At 68.0% G+C, this 16,146-nt stretch carries 16 protein-coding genes and 1 pseudogene; 10 read left to right on the top strand and 7 right to left on the bottom strand.

Annotated elements, in window-relative coordinates; all coding sequences use genetic code 11:
* Window positions 1-131 precede the first annotated feature (131 nt).
* Window positions 132-1,649 (top strand): leucyl aminopeptidase family protein, encoded by a 1,518-nt coding sequence (locus OG474_RS06845; protein ID WP_405061354.1) that lies wholly within the window; start codon window positions 132-134, stop codon window positions 1,647-1,649.
* 180 nt (window positions 1,650-1,829) lie between these two features.
* Here the strand turns inward: OG474_RS06845 and OG474_RS06840 are convergent, their stop codons facing one another.
* The 4 genes from OG474_RS06840 to OG474_RS06825 all read right to left on the bottom strand — a co-directional run bounded on the left by OG474_RS06840 (window position 1,830) and on the right by OG474_RS06825 (window position 5,421).
* Complete coding sequence (locus tag OG474_RS06840; RefSeq protein WP_405061353.1) at window positions 1,830-3,071, bottom strand: hypothetical protein; 1,242 nt, start codon at window positions 3,069-3,071, stop codon at window positions 1,830-1,832.
* A 71-nt stretch (window positions 3,072-3,142) separates the two neighbouring features.
* On the bottom strand, window positions 3,143-4,300 hold the full coding sequence (gene glgA / locus OG474_RS06835; RefSeq protein ID WP_405061352.1) for a glycogen synthase: 1,158 nt from the start codon (window positions 4,298-4,300) through the stop codon (window positions 3,143-3,145).
* 19 nt (window positions 4,301-4,319) lie between these two features.
* Window positions 4,320-4,868: a GNAT family N-acetyltransferase gene (locus tag OG474_RS06830; RefSeq protein ID WP_405061351.1), complete on the bottom strand. Its 549-nt coding sequence runs from the start codon at window positions 4,866-4,868 to the stop codon at window positions 4,320-4,322.
* A gap of 10 nt (window positions 4,869-4,878) precedes the next feature.
* On the bottom strand, window positions 4,879-5,421 hold the full coding sequence (locus OG474_RS06825) for a GNAT family N-acetyltransferase (protein ID WP_405061350.1): 543 nt from the start codon (window positions 5,419-5,421) through the stop codon (window positions 4,879-4,881).
* 64 nt (window positions 5,422-5,485) lie between these two features.
* Here OG474_RS06825 and glgC point away from each other — a divergent pair, with 64 nt between their 5' ends.
* The 9 genes from glgC to OG474_RS06780 all read left to right on the top strand — a co-directional run bounded on the left by glgC (window position 5,486) and on the right by OG474_RS06780 (window position 13,835).
* Window positions 5,486-6,754: a glucose-1-phosphate adenylyltransferase gene (gene glgC / locus OG474_RS06820; RefSeq protein WP_405061349.1), complete on the top strand. Its 1,269-nt coding sequence runs from the start codon at window positions 5,486-5,488 to the stop codon at window positions 6,752-6,754.
* A complete protein-coding gene (kynU, locus tag OG474_RS06815; protein ID WP_405061348.1) occupies window positions 6,751-7,992 on the top strand; it encodes a kynureninase in 1,242 nt (413 codons plus the stop codon). The genes glgC and kynU overlap by 4 nt, the downstream gene beginning before the upstream one ends.
* Window positions 7,989-9,284, top strand: a complete 1,296-nt coding sequence (locus OG474_RS06810; RefSeq protein WP_405061347.1) for an FAD-dependent oxidoreductase — start codon at window positions 7,989-7,991, stop codon at window positions 9,282-9,284. Before kynU ends, OG474_RS06810 begins: the two co-directional genes overlap by 4 nt.
* Window positions 9,281-10,783 (top strand): 2-hydroxymuconic semialdehyde dehydrogenase, encoded by a 1,503-nt coding sequence (locus OG474_RS06805; RefSeq protein ID WP_405061346.1) that lies wholly within the window; start codon window positions 9,281-9,283, stop codon window positions 10,781-10,783. Before OG474_RS06810 ends, OG474_RS06805 begins: the two co-directional genes overlap by 4 nt.
* Complete coding sequence (locus OG474_RS06800) at window positions 10,780-11,193, top strand: RidA family protein (protein WP_405061345.1); 414 nt, start codon at window positions 10,780-10,782, stop codon at window positions 11,191-11,193. Before OG474_RS06805 ends, OG474_RS06800 begins: the two co-directional genes overlap by 4 nt.
* Window position 11,194: 1 nt before the next feature.
* Complete coding sequence (locus OG474_RS06795; RefSeq protein ID WP_405061344.1) at window positions 11,195-11,713, top strand: 3-hydroxyanthranilate 3,4-dioxygenase; 519 nt, start codon at window positions 11,195-11,197, stop codon at window positions 11,711-11,713.
* Between the two features lies 1 nt (window position 11,714).
* On the top strand, window positions 11,715-12,728 hold the full coding sequence (locus OG474_RS06790) for an amidohydrolase family protein (protein WP_405061343.1): 1,014 nt from the start codon (window positions 11,715-11,717) through the stop codon (window positions 12,726-12,728).
* Window positions 12,725-13,447, top strand: coding sequence for an alpha/beta hydrolase family protein (locus tag OG474_RS06785; RefSeq protein ID WP_405061342.1), 723 nt, complete (start codon window positions 12,725-12,727; stop codon window positions 13,445-13,447). The genes OG474_RS06790 and OG474_RS06785 overlap by 4 nt, the downstream gene beginning before the upstream one ends.
* A 103-nt stretch (window positions 13,448-13,550) precedes the next feature.
* Window positions 13,551-13,835 carry a hypothetical protein gene (locus OG474_RS06780; RefSeq protein WP_405064694.1) on the top strand — a complete coding sequence of 95 codons (285 nt, stop codon included), beginning with the start codon at window positions 13,551-13,553 and terminating at the stop codon, window positions 13,833-13,835.
* Between the two features lie 93 nt (window positions 13,836-13,928).
* On the opposite strand, the pseudogene OG474_RS06775 reads toward OG474_RS06780, so the two are convergent.
* From OG474_RS06775 to OG474_RS06765, 3 genes and pseudogenes are all read right to left on the bottom strand, one after another.
* Window positions 13,929-14,024 (bottom strand): annotated as a pseudogene (locus OG474_RS06775) (ferredoxin); the annotation flags it as partial.
* A gap of 13 nt (window positions 14,025-14,037) precedes the next feature.
* Window positions 14,038-15,204, bottom strand: coding sequence for a cytochrome P450 (locus OG474_RS06770; RefSeq protein WP_405061341.1), 1,167 nt, complete (start codon window positions 15,202-15,204; stop codon window positions 14,038-14,040).
* Between the two features lie 23 nt (window positions 15,205-15,227).
* On the bottom strand, window positions 15,228-16,094 hold the full coding sequence (locus tag OG474_RS06765; RefSeq protein ID WP_405061340.1) for an alpha/beta hydrolase: 867 nt from the start codon (window positions 16,092-16,094) through the stop codon (window positions 15,228-15,230).
* Between the last annotated feature and the right edge of the window lie 52 nt (window positions 16,095-16,146).

Here is a 16,146-nt window from a genome sequence, read left to right as displayed (position 1 = left end):
CGACTCTCCGGGGTGCCTCTTCCGCACTCCCTCTCGACCTTCGACCCCGGTGGGTGCCCTTTGCGGCACCAGCCGGGGTCGTTACGGTTGGGCAGCACTTCTTTTGACACTTGACCAGTGAGGAACCACCAGTGGCTCGCCGCACCAGCACCTTCGCGTACCCGACGATTCCGGCCGTGGCCTGGCAGCCCGGTTTGCCGGTGCACGGGTCGCCGACCTGGGTGATCGTGGTCGGGGCTGATGGTCTGCCCGCCGCGGCGAAGGAAGCGGGGGAGCGGCTCGGCGTCGATCTGGACCGGTTGCTCGAGGTGCAGCAGGAGGCCGGCTTCAGTGCGTCGGCCGGTTCGACGGTGGCCTACCCGCTGCTGTCCGGCGAGGTCAGCGAGGTGCTGCTGGTCGGCGCCGGTGACGCCGGCTCGACGGACCTGCGGCACGCCGGCGCGGCGATCGCCCGGTTCGGCCGCGGCAAGGACGAGCTCACCACCGTGGTTGCCGAGGGCATCGACGACCAGGCGCTGCAGGCCTTCGCCGAGGGCGTCGTGCTCGGATCGTTCAGCTACACCCTGAAGACGGTCGACAAGGGCAAGCCGGTGGTCGCCCGGGTGACGCTCACCGACGGCTCCGCCGCCGAGCGGCAGGCCGTCATCGACCGCGGCATCGTGATCGGGCGGACGGGCTGGCTGGCCCGGCAGTTCGCGATCACCCCCTCGAACGAGAAGGACCCGGCCTGGCTGGCCGCCCGCGCCACCGAGCTCGGCGCGTCCACCGGCCTCGAGGTGACGGTCTGGGACGAGAAGCAGCTGGCCGCCGACGGGTTCGGCGGCATCCTCGCGGTCGGCCAGGGCTCGACCCGCCCGCCCCGACTCATCCGGATGGACTACGTCCCGGACGGCGCCACCGACAAGACGCCGTACGTCGTACTGGTCGGCAAGGGCATCACCTACGACACCGGCGGCCTGTCGCTGAAGCCGCGCGAGGGCATGGTGTCGATGAAGCGCGACATGACCGGCGGCGGTTCGGTGATCGCGACCCTGTCGGCGCTGCGCGAGCTGGGCGCGAAGGTCCGCGTCACCGGCCTGATCTGCTCGGCCGAGAACATGCCGTCAGGTTCGGCGTACCGGCCCGACGACGTCATCCGTCACTTCGGCGGCCGCACCACCGAGGTGAAGAACACCGACGCCGAGGGCCGCCTGGTGATGGCCGACGGCCTCGCGTACGCCGTCCAGGAGCTGAAGCCGGATGTCGTCGTCGACATCTCGACCCTGACCGGCGCGATCAAGGTCTCGCTCGGCTCCATGCTGTACGGCGGCCTGTTCGCCACCGACGACGCCCTCGCAGACAACCTCACCGACGCCGGCCGTGTCAGCGGCGAAGAGCTCTGGCGGATGCCCCTGGCCGAGCAGTACCAGGACCTCATCTCCACCCCCATCGCCGACGCCGTCAACTCCTCCAAGGGCCCCGGCTCCATCACCGCCGCCCTCTTCCTCAAAGCCTTCACCGGCACCACCCCCTGGGCCCACCTGGACCTCTCCTCCATCGCCGAGTCCCCCGCCGACCGCCACGAATACTCCGCCGGCGCCACCGGCGCCGGCGCCCGCCTCCTCACCACCTGGCTGACCACCCCCACCCCCACCGCCGGCATCGCCTAACCCCACCCCACCCCACTCGCCTTCCCGTACCGCTCCGCCGATCCCCGGCCAATGCAATCTGATGGGTTCCCCCATGAGGTTGCGGGTTCCCGCCCATGCGAGTGCAGAACCCACAAGCGGACGGGTGAACCCATGAGATGACGGTACGGCGATGCGCGGTGGCAGCAGTGGGGCCGCGGGTCAGGGGGTCCAGGCGCGGATGATCTCTGGGTAGGCGGTCATGGCGGTGCCGAAGTGGTTTACGGGGCCCATGGAGTGGACGGTTATGTGGGCGCCTCGGGTGGTTAGGGACGTGGCGCAGGAGGTTGAGTTGGCGGGGACCACGTCGGTGTCCTTGGTGCCGCTGTAGAAGTGCACGGGGACGCGCGGGGTCCAGTTGTGGCAGATCTGGTCTGCTTCCTGGAGAGCTTGGCGGAAGCGGCCGGTGGGGTGCTTGAGGCGCTCGAGGAAGGGCTTGGTGAAGAGCTTCGCCGGGGAGTCGGGGAGGCCGGCGACGATCTCTTCCTCGGTGTGGGTGCCGTCGAGAAGGGACTCGACGGTGTCGGCGTACGGTGCGCGGAAGGCTTCGCGCGGGCTGTTGTAGAGGCCGACGGTGCGGTCCCAGGCGGTGGTGAAGTAGGCGAGGTACATGGTGGCCACGTGGGGCTCGACCTGGCCGGTGAAGACGGCGGGGAGCTCGGTGCCGAGCAGGTCGTAGGGGCCGGCGACGCCGCGGATCTCGCCCAGCCGGAAGGAGCCGGCCTCGCCGCGGCTGAGGGCTCGGCCGACGCCCAGGGTGGCGCGGCCGCCTTGCGAGAAGCCGGTGACCAGTACGTCGGGTTTCAGGGCGACGCCGTGCCGGGCGGCGAAGGTACGGGCCGCGAGCAACAAGTCGATCGACGCGCTGGTCTCGGTCTTGGTGTCGATGTAGGGGTGCTTGCCGGGTCCTAGCCCGAGGCCGAGGTAGTCGGGAGCGACGGCGGCCAGGCCGGAGCCGGCGAACAGGGCGGTGATCACCCGGTCGGTCGACGTGGCGTCCACGGACGCGGCGTAGGACTTGGTCGCGGTCGTCCCGTGGAGATGTTCGGCGACGGTCAGTGCGCCCCTCCGGCCATCGGGCAGGACGACGAGGCCGCTGGCTGTCGTCGGTCGCCCGGTCGGGTCGACAGTGCGGTAGATGAGCCGGTAGACGGTGACGTCGTACCGGGACTGCGGGGCGCCGACGAAGCCGGCGTCAGCGCCGAGCGCGTCGAGGTCGGCGGCTTTGTGTTTGGCGATCTCGACCGCGGAGACGACTGAGCCGCGTGGCGCGTGCACGGTCGCCTGGGCGACAGCGGCCTCGGCCAGCGACGGTTGGTTGATGGCGAAGGCGGACAGCGGCGCGGCAAGCAATGCGCCGATGGCAACGGCGGTGGGGATGATCCGGATCGCTCGTGAAGTCATGCTTCCAGCCAACCCGGGAACACCTGGCCGCCACCATCAGGCAGACCCCCCGAATGGGGGTAGGGATACCCCTACCCCAGCAGGCTGTTGTACAGCTCGACCGTGCGCTCGGCGACCGCGTCCCAACCGAACTCCGTCACCGCACGAGAGCGACCGGCCTTGCCCATCGCCTCGGCCTTGGCCGGGTTGGCGACCAGCTCGTTGATGCCGTCGGCGAGTTCGCGCTCGAACGTGTCGATGTCGTTCTCGTCGTACCGGACGAGGGTCCCGGTGACGCCGTCGTCGACGACCTCGGGGATCCCGCCGACCGCGCTCGCGACCACGGCCGTCTCGCACGCCATGGCTTCGAGGTTGACGATGCCGAGCGGCTCGTAGATCGACGGGCAGCAGAACGCGAGCGCGTGCGTCAGCACCTGCCGCACCTCTTCGCGCGGCAGCATCTCCGACACCACGAACACGCCGTCACGAGCCGCCTTCAGCTCATCGATCAGTACGTCGGTCTCCGCCTTCAGCTCGGCCGTGTCGGCCGCACCGGCCAGCAGCACCAGCTGCACCGACGGGTCCAGCCGCAGTCCGGCGCGGAGCAGGTGCGGGACACCCTTCTGCCGGGTGATGCGGCCGACGAACGTCACATACGGCCGGCTGAGGTCGACACCGAGCCGCTCCAGCACATGAGTCGCCGGGTCCGGGTGGTAGAAGTCGGCGTCGATCCCGTTCGAGATCACGTGCACCTTGGCCGGGTCGATCGACGGGTAGCAGTCCAGTACGTCGTCGCGCATCCCACGGCTGACCGCCACGACCGCGTCAGCTGCCTCGTACGCCGTTTGCTCGGCCCAGCTCGACAGCCGGTAGCCACCGCCGAGCTGCTCGGCCTTCCACGGCCGCCGTGGCTCCAGCGAATGGGCGGTCACCACGTGCGGGACGCCGTACAGGAGCTTGGCCCAGTGGCCGGCCATGTTCGCGTACCAGGTGTGCGAGTGCACGAGCTGCGCTTCGCCGACCGCCGCGGTCATGGTCAGGTCGGTGGACAGGATCCGCAGGGCCGCGTTCGCGTGCGGGATCCGCGGGTCGTCCTCGGAGTGGGCGGTCGCGCCGAGCCGTGGCTCACCCATGCAGTGCACGTCGACGTCGAGCAGCCGGCGCAACTCGCGCACCAGGAAGTCGACATGCACCCCCGCCCCGCCGTACACGTCCGGAGGAAACTCACGCGTCAGAATGGCGACCTTCATAAGCTCCGACGATAAGTCATCAGGACGTATGAGTCGCGACCCAGAACCGAAGCTTCCCGTGTCGCTCGTCCTCCAACTCGCCACCGGCCGCCTGGATCACCTTCCGCGACGCCACGTTCTCCGCGTCGCAGGTGACCAGCGCGGGGTCGATCCCGAGCTCGGCACAGATCGGCAGGGACTGGACGAGCATCTCGGTCGCGTAGCCCCGACGGCGGACGGACGGTCGGACGCAGTAGCCGATGTGGCCACCGATCTCCATCAGCTGCGGGCTCAGCACGTGCCGGATGGACAACCGGCCGAGCCACTCCGCGCCGTCGACGAACCACAGGATCGTGTAGGGCACGATGCCCGGCATCAGGACGGAGTCCGGGTCGGCAGCGCCCCGGATACCGTCGACGAGCCGCTCGAACTCGCCTGGGTCCGCTGCCTGCTCGCGGGTCCAGTTCTCCTCTTCGCCGCCGACGTACGTCTCCGCGCCCATCCAGCGCTCTTCCTCGGGCTGCAGCTCGTCCCAGGCGGCCAGGAACGACCGGTGTACGGCGACAGTGGGTTCGACGAGGGTTGGCATCCTCCCAGTCTTACGCACGGCCGGTAGCCACCCAGTAGCGCAGTTTGCCCTCGTACTCGTCCTGCAGCACGCCCCCAGCCGCCTCGATGGCCTTCCGCGACCCCGCGTTCGCCACCAGGCAGGTGACCCGAGCAGGGTCGATGCCGAGCGCCCCAGAGACCGGCAGGGACTCGCGTAGCATCGCCGTCGCGTACCCACGACGCCGGTACGACGGCCGCACGCCGTACGTGATGTGTCCGGCGACCTCACCGAAGGCCGGGGTGAGCCAGTGCCGGATCGAGAGGCGGCCGAGCCACTCCGCGCCGTCGACGTACCAGAGCACCGTTTGCGGGATCATCTCCGGAGCCAGCGTGGTCCCAGGAGAAGCCTCGCTCGCGATCGCCGCGACCATCCGGGCAAATTCAGCAGGGTCGGCGGCCTGTTCCCGCGTCCACTCCGGTACGCCGGACACGACCGACCGGGCGCCCATCCAGCGACTGTCGGCGCCGAACTCGTCCCAAGCGGTCAGGAACGAGTGGTGAACGGCAACGGTCGGCGGAGTGAGTGTCGGCATGCTTCCAGTCTCGCGACACTCGCAACTGCTTATGCGTCGCGGTTCGCAAGGCTAAGGTGCGGACATGGCAAAGGCGCCCAAAATTCTCGGAATCGTGCTGGCCGGTGGTGAGGGGAAGCGGCTGATGCCGCTGACGGCGGACCGGGCCAAACCGGCTGTGCCCTTCGGCGGCAGCTACCGCTTGATCGACTTCGTGCTGTCCAACCTGGTGAACGCGGGCATCCGCAGCCTGTGTGTGCTGACGCAGTACAAGTCGCACTCGCTGGACCGGCACGTCACGATCACCTGGCGGATGTCCACCTTCCTGGGCAACTACGTCACCTGTGTGCCGGCCCAGCAGCGGCTGGGCCCGCAGTGGTACCAGGGCAGCGCGGATGCGATCTACCAGTCGATGAACCTGATCAACGACGCCAAACCCGACATCATCGTGGTGTTCGGCGCGGACCACGTGTACCGGATGGACGCCTCCCAGATGGTGGCCGACCACATCGCCCGCGGCAACGGAGTCACCGTCGCGGGCATCCGGGTGCCGCGGTCCGAGGCGTCGGAGTTCGGCGTGATCAAGACCGCCGACGACGGTCACACGATCGCGGAGTTCCTGGAGAAGCCAGCGGACCCGCCAGGTCTGCCGGACTCGCCGGACGAGACCTTCGCGTCGATGGGCAACTACGTGTTCAGCGCCGATGTCCTGGTGGAGGCGCTGCGCAAGGACGCCGCCAATCCGGCGTCCCGGCACGACATGGGCGGCGACATCGTCCCGATGCTCGTTGCCGAGGGCAAGGCCGGGGTCTACGACTTCAAGGACAACGACGTGCCCGGTGCGCTCGACCGCGACCGCTCGTACTGGCGTGACGTCGGCTCGCTGGACTCGTACCACGAGGCCCACATGGACCTGGTCTCGATCCAGCCGGTCTTCAACCTGTACAACTCGGACTGGCCGATCTTCACCTCGCACCCGCAGCTGCCCGGCGCGAAGTTCACCGACAACGCGACCGTCAGCGAGTCGATCATCTGCCAGGGCTCGATCGTGTCCGGTGCGACCGTCGACCACTCCGTGCTCGGCTCCAACGTGAAGGTCGGGGCCGGTGCGCAGGTGGAGCGCGCGGTGATCATGGACAACTGCACGATCGGCGCCGGTGCGGTGCTGAAGAACGTCATCCTGGACAAGAACGTGGTGATCCCGCCGGGGGTCGAGATCGGGATCGACCCCGACTACGACCGGCAGCGCGGGTTCACCGTGTCCAAGGGCGGGGTGACGGTGCTCGGCAAGGGGCAGGTGGTCGACCCGCCCGCGGTGAAGGCAGTCGAGGAGCCCGAGGTCGCCGAGGCATGAGCCCGGAGGCGGAGGCACGCGCACTGGACGCCGCCGACCCGGGCTACCGCGAGCTGTTCGACATCCCGACAGCACCCGAGGGTCGCTATCGGGAGGTCGCGTACTTCGCCGGGAACTCGCTCGGACTGCGCCCGAAGGCCACGCGGTCCGAGCTGCTCGAGGACCTCGACTCCTGGGCTGCCCTGGGAGTCGAGGGACATCTCGAGGGCAAGCGGCCCTGGCTGCCCTATCACGAGCTGTTGACCGGACCGGCGGCCCGACTCGTCGGTGCGCTGCCCAGCGAGACCGTGGTGATGAACTCGCTCACGGTCAACCTGCATCTGCTGATGGTGTCGTTCTACCGGCCGACGGCGTCGCGCTACCGCATCCTCATCGAGGACTCGGCCTTCCCGTCGGACAGCTACGCAGTGCAGTCCCAGGCACGCTTCCACGGGTACGACGATGCTGTCGTCCGCCTGAAGCCCAGACCGGGCGAAGACTGCCTCCGTACGGCGGATGTGCTCGAACAGCTCGGTGATGAGGTCGCACTGGTCCTGCTGGGCGGTGTGAACTACCTGACCGGCGAGCTGATGGACATCCCCGCGATCACCAAGGCCGGTCAGGCAGCCGGTGCAGTAGTCGGCTGGGACCTCGCACATGCAGTGGGGAACGTGCCGCTCGAGTTGCACGAGTGGGGCGTGGACTTTGCCGCCTGGTGCTCGTACAAGTACCTCAACTCCGGCCCTGGTTCGTTGGCCGCTGCCTTCGTGCACGAGCGGCACCTGGGCGGTGACCGGCCGCGGTTCGAGGGCTGGTGGAGCACTGAGGCATCCACCCGGTTCGAGATGGCGCCGGAGTCCCGTCCGCCCGCGTCGGCGGATGCATGGCAGATTTCGAACCCGCCGATCTTCTCGATGAGCCCGGTCCGCACGTCGCTGGAGATCTTCGACCGGATAGGCATCAGCACGCTGCGCGAGCGCAGTCTGCGACTCACGGCGTACCTGGAGAAGCTGTTCGCGGAGGTGCCGCTCCAGGTGATCACCCCAACAGATCCGGTACGACGCGGTGCGCAGCTCTCACTGCGGATCGGCGGCCCGCTGACGGCGGGTGAGCTGTCCAAGCGGCTACGGTTCGAGTACGGCGTGATCGCGGACGCACGCGAACCAGATGTACTGCGACTGGCGCCGGTGCCGCTGTATTCGACCTACCACGACTGCTGGCGCGCAGCGGCAGCGCTGGCCGAGGTGATGGCGGGATGAAGGTTGCGATCGTCGGAGCCGGCCTGACCGGCAGTCTGCTCGCGTGCTACCTGGCTCGGCGCGGCCTGACCGTGACCCTGTACGAGCGTCGCGCGGATCCGCGCGTGGTGACGGCGGACCGCGGCCGGTCGATCAACCTGGCCATCTCCGAGCGCGGTCTGGACGCACTGCGGCGGATCGGCCTGGATGCGACGGTGATGGCGGATGCGTTGCCGATGAAGGGCCGGATGATCCATCCGGCCTCCGGAGACCTCGACTTCCACCAGTACTCGGCCAGTGGCGCCCGGGCGATCAACTCGATCAGCCGCGGCACACTGAACAACGCACTGCTGACAGCGGCCTCTGCAGCCAAAGGCGTGTCGGTGGAGTTCGAGCACCGGTTGTGCGAGCTGGACTCGGCCGCCGGCCGGATGGTGTTCCAGACGCCGTCGGGGAAGGTCTCCGCGACAGCTGACGTGATTCTGGGTGCAGATGGCGCCGGGTCCGCCGTACGCGAGCAGTTGCTTGCCGAAGGCATCGTCGCCGAGGACGTCGACTTCCTGGACTACGGCTACAAGGAGCTGTCGATTCCGGCGGCCGACGGTGAGTTCGCGCTCGACCCGGGCGCGCTGCACATCTGGCCGCGGGGGACGTCGATGATGATCGCCCTCCCGAACCCGGACCGCTCGTTCACCTGCACCCTGTTCTGGCCGGCCGGCTCGTTCGACGCACTCACTACGGACGCCGCGATCATCGCGTACTTCGGTGAGCACTACCCGGATGTGTTGCCGCTGGCGCCGGATCTGGTCGACGACTACCTGCACAACCCGGTCGGCGTGCTCGGCACTGTCCACACACTGCCGTGGCAGGCCCACGGCCGGACTGCCCTGATCGGCGACGCAGCGCACGCCATCGTCCCGTTCTACGGCCAGGGCGCGAACTGTGCGTTCGAGGACGTCGTCGAGCTGGACCGCTGCCTCGACGACACAGGTGGTTCGTGGGCCCGCGCACTGCCGCTCTTCGAGGCACGCCGTCGCGAGAACACCGAAGCGATCGCAGACATGGCTCTGACCAACTTCATCGAGATGCGCGACAAGGTCACCTCGCCGGTGTTCCGGTTGACCAAGCGGGTGGAGCACGCCCTCGAGCGACTCCTCCCGGGCCGCTACGTCTCCCGCTACGAGCTGGTGTCCTTCAGCACCACGCCGTACGCCGAGGTCCAGCGCCGGGTGCACCGCCAGCACCAGTACGTCGGTCTGGCGGCCGTCGGCATCGGACTGGTCGCACTGAGGTTGTTGAGGAGACGCCGATGACGCTGTGGACGCCTGAGCTGCTAACTGGTCAGCCCACGAAGGTCGGGCTCCTGCAGCACTACGTCGGCGGCTCCTTCGTCGACTCGCCAGGACGCTTCGCCAAGGTCAGTCCGGTGACGGGCGAACAGATCTTCGAGGTGTGCGAGGCAGACGAGTCCACCGTGGATGCGGCGGTGGAAGCGGCTCGCAACGCTCTCAAAGGCCCCTGGGGCCGGATGGGGGAGCAGGAGCGCGCGAACGTCCTCCGACGCGTAGCGGATGAGCTGGAGCGGCGGTTCGAGGACCTGGTGGCCGCTGAGGTCGGCGACACCGGCAAGTCGATCAGCCAGGCGCGCACGCTCGACATCCCCCGCGGTGCAGCCAACTTCCGCACCTTCGCGGACTTCGCGACCACCATCGCAACCGAGTCCTACACGACCACGCTGGCTGACGGACGCCGCGCGCTCAACTACGCGGTCCGCAAACCGGTCGGTGTCGTAGCGATCGTCGTACCCTGGAATCTCCCGCTCCTCCTGCTGACCTGGAAGGTCGCACCGGCGCTTGCCTGCGGCAACGCAGTGATCGTCAAGCCGTCCGAGGAGACCCCGTCCTCGGCGACCGTGCTCGCCGAGGTGATGGCGGCGGCCGGCGTACCGGATGGCGTCTTCAATCTCGTGCACGGCCTCGGTCCGTCGTCGGCCGGCGAGTTCCTGACCCGGCACCCCGGCATCGACGCGATCACCTTCACCGGCGAGTCCGCGACCGGGACGGCGATCGCCAAGGTGGCCGCGGAGCGGGTCAAGTCGGTCTCGTTCGAGCTCGGCGGCAAGAACGCCGGCGTGATCTTCGCCGACGCCGATCTGGACGCGGCCGTCGAGGGTTCGGTCCGCTCGACCTTCACCAACGGCGGTCAGGTCTGCCTCTGCACCGAACGCCTGTACGTCGAACGTCCCGTGTACGACGAGTTCTGCGCCCGGCTCGCGGCCCGTGCCGACGAACTCGCCTACGGCTGGCCGGCCGACGAGGCCACGGCGAACATGCCGCTGATCTCCAAGCAGCACCGCGACAAAGTCCTCTCGTACTACGATCTCGCGCGCTCCGAAGGTGCCGACGTCCTCGCGGGTGGCGGCGTACCGTCGTTCGGTGACGCGCGCGATGGTGGTTGCTATGTGCAACCGACAGTGGTGACCGGGCTCGCTGCGGATGCCCGGACCAACCGCGAGGAAGTGTTCGGCCCGATCTGCCACATCGCGCCGTTCGACACCGAGGACGAAGCCTTTGCCCTGGCCAACGACAGCGATTACGGGCTGGCGGCAACCGTTTGGACGCGCGACGTCGGCCGAGCCCACCGTGCCGGCGCGGCTCTGGACGTCGGCCTGGTCTGGGTCAACACCTGGTTCGTCCGCGACCTGCGCACGCCGTTCGGCGGCATGAAGCTCTCGGGCGTGGGACGTGAAGGCGGGCGGCATTCCTTCGACTTCTACTCCGAGCCGACCAACGTCTGCGTGGAGCTCACATGACAGTCGTGCCAGGCAAGGCGGTGCCGCGTGGGCGGTTCCCGCATGTGAAGGTGGCGGGCGGTTTCGCGTTCGTGTCCGGTACGTCGAGCCGGCGCCCCGACAACACGATCGCGGGGGCGGCGGTCGACGAGCTGGGGACGACGACGCTCGACATTCGGGAGCAGACGCGCGCCGTACTGGAGAACATCCGGGACATCCTGACGGCGGTCGGCGCCGGACTGGAAGATCTGGTCGGCGTCACGACCTACCTCGTGTCGATGAACGACTTCGGTGGGTACAACGAGGTCTACGGCGAGTACTTCGACGAGAACGGTCCTGCGCGCACAACCGTTGCTGTCCATCAGTTGCCACATCCTCAGCTGTTGATCGAGATTCAAGCCGTAGCGGCGATCCCGCAAAGGAGTGAATGACATGGCGAACCTGGAGTCCACGAACTTTCCGGAGTGGATCGAGGAGAACAAGCATCTGCTGAAGCCGCCGGTCGGCAACAAGCAGATGTTCCCGACCGGGGACGACTTCATCACGATGGTGGTCGGCGGGCCGAACCAGCGCACCGACTTCCACGTCGACCCGTACGAGGAGTTCTTCTACCAGATCAAGGGCGAGCTCCGGGTCAACCTGATGACCGAGGACGGTCCGGCGACCGTCGAGGTCAACGCGGGGGAGATGTGGGTGCTGCCGCGCAACATGCCGCACTCGCCGCAGCGTGGTCCGGACTCGATCGGTTTGGTGATCGAGCGGGTCCGGGAGAAGGGGACGCTGGAGAAGTTCCGCTGGTACTGCGGTGAGTGCAGCGCGGTCGTGCACGAGGTCGAGCTCCAGGTGACCGACATCGTCGCCGACCTGCCCCCGGTCTTCGCCGCCTTCTACGAAAGCACCGAAGCACGCACGTGTCCCGAGTGCGGGACCGTCCACCCAGGCAAGGCCTGAGTTGGCCGTAGACGTCCACACCCACCTGGTTCCCAAGGGCTGGCCGGATCTCGCGGCCGCCTGTGGGGGCGACGGGTGGCCGTGGTTGCGGGTGGACTCCGAGCGGGCCGCGATGATCATGGTCGGCGAGACCGAGTTCCGCCCGGTCGGCCCGCAGGCCTGGGACACCGCCGTACGGCGCGAAGATATGGATGCCGACGGCATCGATCTGCAGGTGGTGTCGCCGACGCCGGTCTTCTTCGGCTACGAACGCCCGGCCGAGCAGGCGGTCAAGCTGGCGGAGATCTTCAACGACCGGATGCTCGAGACGCTGGCCGGTGACGATCGGTTCGTGCCGTTCTGCCAGGTGCCGCTGCAGGATCCGGACGCGGCCTGCGAAGAACTGGACCGCTGCCTCCGCAACGGCCACGTCGGCGTCGAGATCGGTAACCATGTCGGCGACAAGGATCTCGACGACGCCGGGATCGTTGCCTTCCTCAAGCACTGCGCCGAGACCGGTACGCCGGTTCTCGTGCACCCGTGGGACATGCCGGGCGGCCCGCGGCTGGATCGCTGGATGGCGCGCTGGCTGACCGGGATGCCCGCCGAGACCCATCTGTCCATCCTCGCGATGATTCTGGGTGGCGCGTTCGACGCCCTGCCGGAGTCGCTGCGGATCTGTTTCGCCCACGGTGGTGGGAGTTTCGCGTTCTGGCTCGGCCGCCTCGAGAACGCCTGGAACCGGCGCGGCGACATCGTGCGTGGTTGCTCTGAGCATCCACCCACGTACTATCTGGATCGGTTTTTCGTCGACACGGTGGTGTTCGAATCAGAGCCTTTAAGGTTACTTGTCGATACCTTGGGAGAAGACCGGGTACTGGTCGGCAGTGACTATCCCTATCCACTGGGTGAGCGACCGGTCGGGGAGGTGGTGCGGAAAGCCGGCTTCCTGACCGTGGAGCAGCAGCAGAAGCTGTTGTCTACGAATGCTTTGCATTTTCTTGGAAGTCAGCACAGTCTCGGGAGGTCTGAATGAGCGAGGACCGATCGGTCTTGACCCGCTCCGCCCGTGAGCCCGACCAGGAGCTCCGGTACGGCGACCACGCGGATCACGTGATCGACTACTGGCAGGCGAAGAACCCGCGCCCCCTGGTCGTCTACATCCACGGTGGCTTCTGGCGCCCGGAGTACGACCGCATGCACGCCCGCCCTCTCGGCGCCGCACTGGCCGACCTCGGCTGGCCGGTCGCCTCCCTGGAGTACCGCCGGGTCCCCGGTGAGCCGGACACCACCACAACAGACATCCGTACGGCGCTTGACGCGCTCCCGGACCTGGTCGACGTGCAGGGCGGCTACGTGCTGGTCGGTCACTCTGCCGGTGGACAGCTAGCGCTGTGGGCCGCTGCGACGCACAACCCGGTCCGCCTGCGCGGTGTGGTCGCGCTGGCTCCGGTGGCCGACCTCCTGCTCGCCGACCAGCAGATGCTCGACGACGGCGCCGTACAAGCCTTCATCGGCAGCGGTGTCCGCAACGACCTGGACCCGGTCCACCTCCCGGCCCCGATCGCATCTGTGTCGATTCTGCACGGAGTCAACGACACCCGGGTTCCGATCCAGCTCTCTGAGTCCTACTTCACCGCCCACCCGACCGCCCGCCTCACCCGAGTCCCCGACTGCGGCCACTACGAACTCATAGACCCCCTGACCGACCCCTTCAACGACCTGACCACCGAACTCGCCCGCCTGACCACCTAGTTCCACCGGCGGATTCGGTTAGGCCATTTGAGTGGTGTCGAACGGCTGGAGCAACACGGTCACCCTCCGAAGACTGGCCTGACCGCTCCAACAAGGAGGATCCATGCGACGAATCATCGCCACTGCCGCTGGGGCTCTGCTCGCCATCAGCGTTCTCGCGACGGCGCCGGTGTACGCGACGACGACGGCTGTGAAGTGCATTGTGAACAAGGACGGCGCCCGGGTCGGTTGGGCAGGCGGCCAGTTCTGGACCGTCAAGCTCTTGGGTGAGACCTTCTACGTCAATGATCCGGCCGTCCAAGGGTGGACCCAGGGGTCGTCCACCAACCCCGGTGGCGGCACCATCGAGCAAATGCAACGCCAAGACCTCACCTGCCCCGGCGACTGACCTCGAACCACTGAATGCGCCGCCGGTCTCCCGGGCGGCCTCGTGGACGCCGTCGTGCTCGGCGGGTGGCGGCGCGTCGTCCAGCAGGACGACGATGCCGTCCTCGTCGCGCTGATCGAAGACCTCGGGGGCGATCTGGACGCACTGCCCGGAGGCCACGCACTTCGGTACATCTACTTCGACGTGCATCTGCTGTTCCCTTCTACCAGGTGACGGGGAGGAACGACGGCCCGTACGCCGCCGCGTGGGGTTTGTAGATCACTTCCTGGCCGTCCGCGATCCGGAGGCCCGGCAGCCGCCGGAAGACCTCGGGCAGCACGACCTGTAGCTCCATCCGGGCCAGCGACTGACCGAGGCACTGGTGGATGCCGTAGCCGAAGGCCACGTGCTGACGCGCGTTGGAGCGGGTCAGGTCCAGCTCGTCGGCCGTGCCGGCGAACATCGCCTCGTCGCGGTTGGCCGAGTTGAGCATGATGATCAGCCCGTCGCCGGCCCGGATGGTCGTGTCGCCCACAGCGAAGTCCTCGGTCGCCACTCGGGCCAGACCGGTCTGTGCGATGGTCAGATAGCGCAGCAACTCCTCGACTGCGGTCGCCAGCTCGGCCTTTCCGGCGTACAGGCGGGGGAGTTGGTCGGGGTGCTCGAAAAGCGCGAGTACGCCGAGTCCGATCATGTTGGCGGTGGTCTCGTGACCGGCGAACAACAGGAACGCGCCGACGTCTGCCGCGTCTCGGGCCGAGAACGTGCCCGCGTCGACCTGCTCGCCCAGCCGGGTGATGAGGTCGTCCCGCGGTTCCTTGCGGCGCTGCTCGACCAGCGTCTCCAGGTAGTCGCCCAGTGCGCCTTGTGCTGTTGCCTTCTGTGCACCTGTGACAGTGGTGTCGATGAGCACCTTGGAGTGCTCCTGGAAGAAGACATGATCCTCGTACGGCACGCCCAGCAGCTCGCTGATCACCAGCGACGGCAGCGGTAGCGCGATCGCGTCGACGAGGTCCGCCACCGGGCCGTGCGCGATTAGCTCGTCCATCAGCCCGGCGAAGATGCGCGTCGTCGGCTCTCTGAGCGCCTCGATCCGTTTGACCATGAACTCGCGCGTCAACACCTTGCGGAACAGGTCGTGCACCGGATTGTCCTGAAACAGGAAGAACCCGGGCGGCATGGTCATCGGAGTCCGCGTCGGGTAGCCCGGACGGCTCAGATCGGTGCTGGTGCTGGGATTCGCCAGTACGGCGCGCGCATCGTCCCACCGCGTCACCAGCCAGGCCGTGGGTGCACCCGGCCCGAGCGAGACCCGGGTGATCGGCGCCTCCCGCCGGAACCCGCCGTACTGGCGAGGCGGATCCAGTGGCGCGTCCGGCTCCCGCGTCATGGACAGAACCGGTACGTCGGGGCTCACCGCAGTGTCCGCTCGAAATGGTGAGCTGCCGTGTCCGATGCGATCTTCATCGGGGCAGGCTGGTCGTAGAAGTCGAACTGGGTGACGTCGTCGAGCCATAGCTCTTTGACCGGGCCAGCGACCTTGGCGATGAACTCCGGGATGCTCTCCGGGCTGGCAGCACTGGTGCTGTGGACGATCGACAGCGGCTGGGTGAGGCGAGCTGCTGACGCCTGTGCGTCGTACTCGAGCCAGGACAGCCAGGACATGGGGTTGAAGGTGTTGTCCCACTCGGGAATCTGGCCGCGGTCGGGGTTGCCGTAGTAGTCGCCGCCAGGGGGCTCGACGGCCGGGACCAGCTGTTCTCCACCGGCGGCTTCCGCCTCGTGAGCCATCGCCAGCAGTGCGTCGACGCCTGGTTGTCCGCCGAGGGTCGTCATGGTCGTCTCGCGGCTCGGCAGGGCCGGGGCGATGAGTGCGACGGACTTGATCAGGTCCGAGTGTGTCGCAGCGGTGGCCAGGTAGGCGCTTCCGGCGCAGATGCCGAGTCCGCCGATCGCGTCGGGGTCGATGTCGTTGCGGTCGGCAAGGAAGGCGGCGGCCGCGGCGATGTCCGCGGCCTTGGCCAGCGGGTCCTCCATCGATCGGGGGCTGCCGCCGCTCTCGCCCCAGCTGCGAAAGTCGAACGCGAGCGCCGCGAAGCCGCGAGCTGCCATCTCCCGGGCGTAGCCCGTGGCCATCTGCTCCTTCACCGTGCCCCAGGCTCCGGCCACGACGACCGCGGGCAACCGATCGGCGCGTGGTGACGCCGGGAGATGCAGTACGCCGGCCAGAGTCTCGCCGGCGGAGTCGAAGGTGACCTGCTCCGTTGTGAGGTTGTGCATGAGATCTCCAAATAAGAGAATGCTGTTCTGTTAATAAGAGAATAGCACTCTC

This window comes from Kribbella sp. NBC_01505 (assembly GCF_045040285.1).
Taxonomy (GTDB): Bacteria; Actinomycetota; Actinomycetes; order Propionibacteriales; family Kribbellaceae; genus Kribbella.
This window is presented reverse-complemented; position numbering and strand designations above follow the sequence as displayed.

What these genes read in the sequence shown, in the direction of transcription:
- glgA (WP_405061352.1), bottom strand. Translation starts at nt 4,300, where the DNA reads ATGAAGGTCGCCATTCTGACGCGTGAGTTTCCTCCGGACGTGTACGGC.
- OG474_RS06810 (WP_405061347.1), top strand. Translation starts at nt 7,989, where the DNA reads ATGAAGGTTGCGATCGTCGGAGCCGGCCTGACCGGCAGTCTGCTCGCG.
- kynU (WP_405061348.1), top strand. Translation starts at nt 6,751, where the DNA reads ATGAGCCCGGAGGCGGAGGCACGCGCACTGGACGCCGCCGACCCGGGC.
- OG474_RS06765 (WP_405061340.1), bottom strand. Translation starts at nt 16,094, where the DNA reads ATGCACAACCTCACAACGGAGCAGGTCACCTTCGACTCCGCCGGCGAG.
- glgC (WP_405061349.1), top strand. Translation starts at nt 5,486, where the DNA reads ATGGCAAAGGCGCCCAAAATTCTCGGAATCGTGCTGGCCGGTGGTGAG.
- OG474_RS06785 (WP_405061342.1), top strand. Translation starts at nt 12,725, where the DNA reads ATGAGCGAGGACCGATCGGTCTTGACCCGCTCCGCCCGTGAGCCCGAC.
- OG474_RS06830 (WP_405061351.1), bottom strand. Translation starts at nt 4,868, where the DNA reads ATGCCAACCCTCGTCGAACCCACTGTCGCCGTACACCGGTCGTTCCTG.
- OG474_RS06840 (WP_405061353.1), bottom strand. Translation starts at nt 3,071, where the DNA reads ATGACTTCACGAGCGATCCGGATCATCCCCACCGCCGTTGCCATCGGC.
- OG474_RS06770 (WP_405061341.1), bottom strand. Translation starts at nt 15,204, where the DNA reads ATGACGCGGGAGCCGGACGCGCCACTGGATCCGCCTCGCCAGTACGGC.
- OG474_RS06795 (WP_405061344.1), top strand. Translation starts at nt 11,195, where the DNA reads ATGGCGAACCTGGAGTCCACGAACTTTCCGGAGTGGATCGAGGAGAAC.
- OG474_RS06825 (WP_405061350.1), bottom strand. Translation starts at nt 5,421, where the DNA reads ATGCCGACACTCACTCCGCCGACCGTTGCCGTTCACCACTCGTTCCTG.
- OG474_RS06780 (WP_405064694.1), top strand. Translation starts at nt 13,551, where the DNA reads ATGCGACGAATCATCGCCACTGCCGCTGGGGCTCTGCTCGCCATCAGC.
- OG474_RS06805 (WP_405061346.1), top strand. Translation starts at nt 9,281, where the DNA reads ATGACGCTGTGGACGCCTGAGCTGCTAACTGGTCAGCCCACGAAGGTC.
- OG474_RS06800 (WP_405061345.1), top strand. Translation starts at nt 10,780, where the DNA reads ATGACAGTCGTGCCAGGCAAGGCGGTGCCGCGTGGGCGGTTCCCGCAT.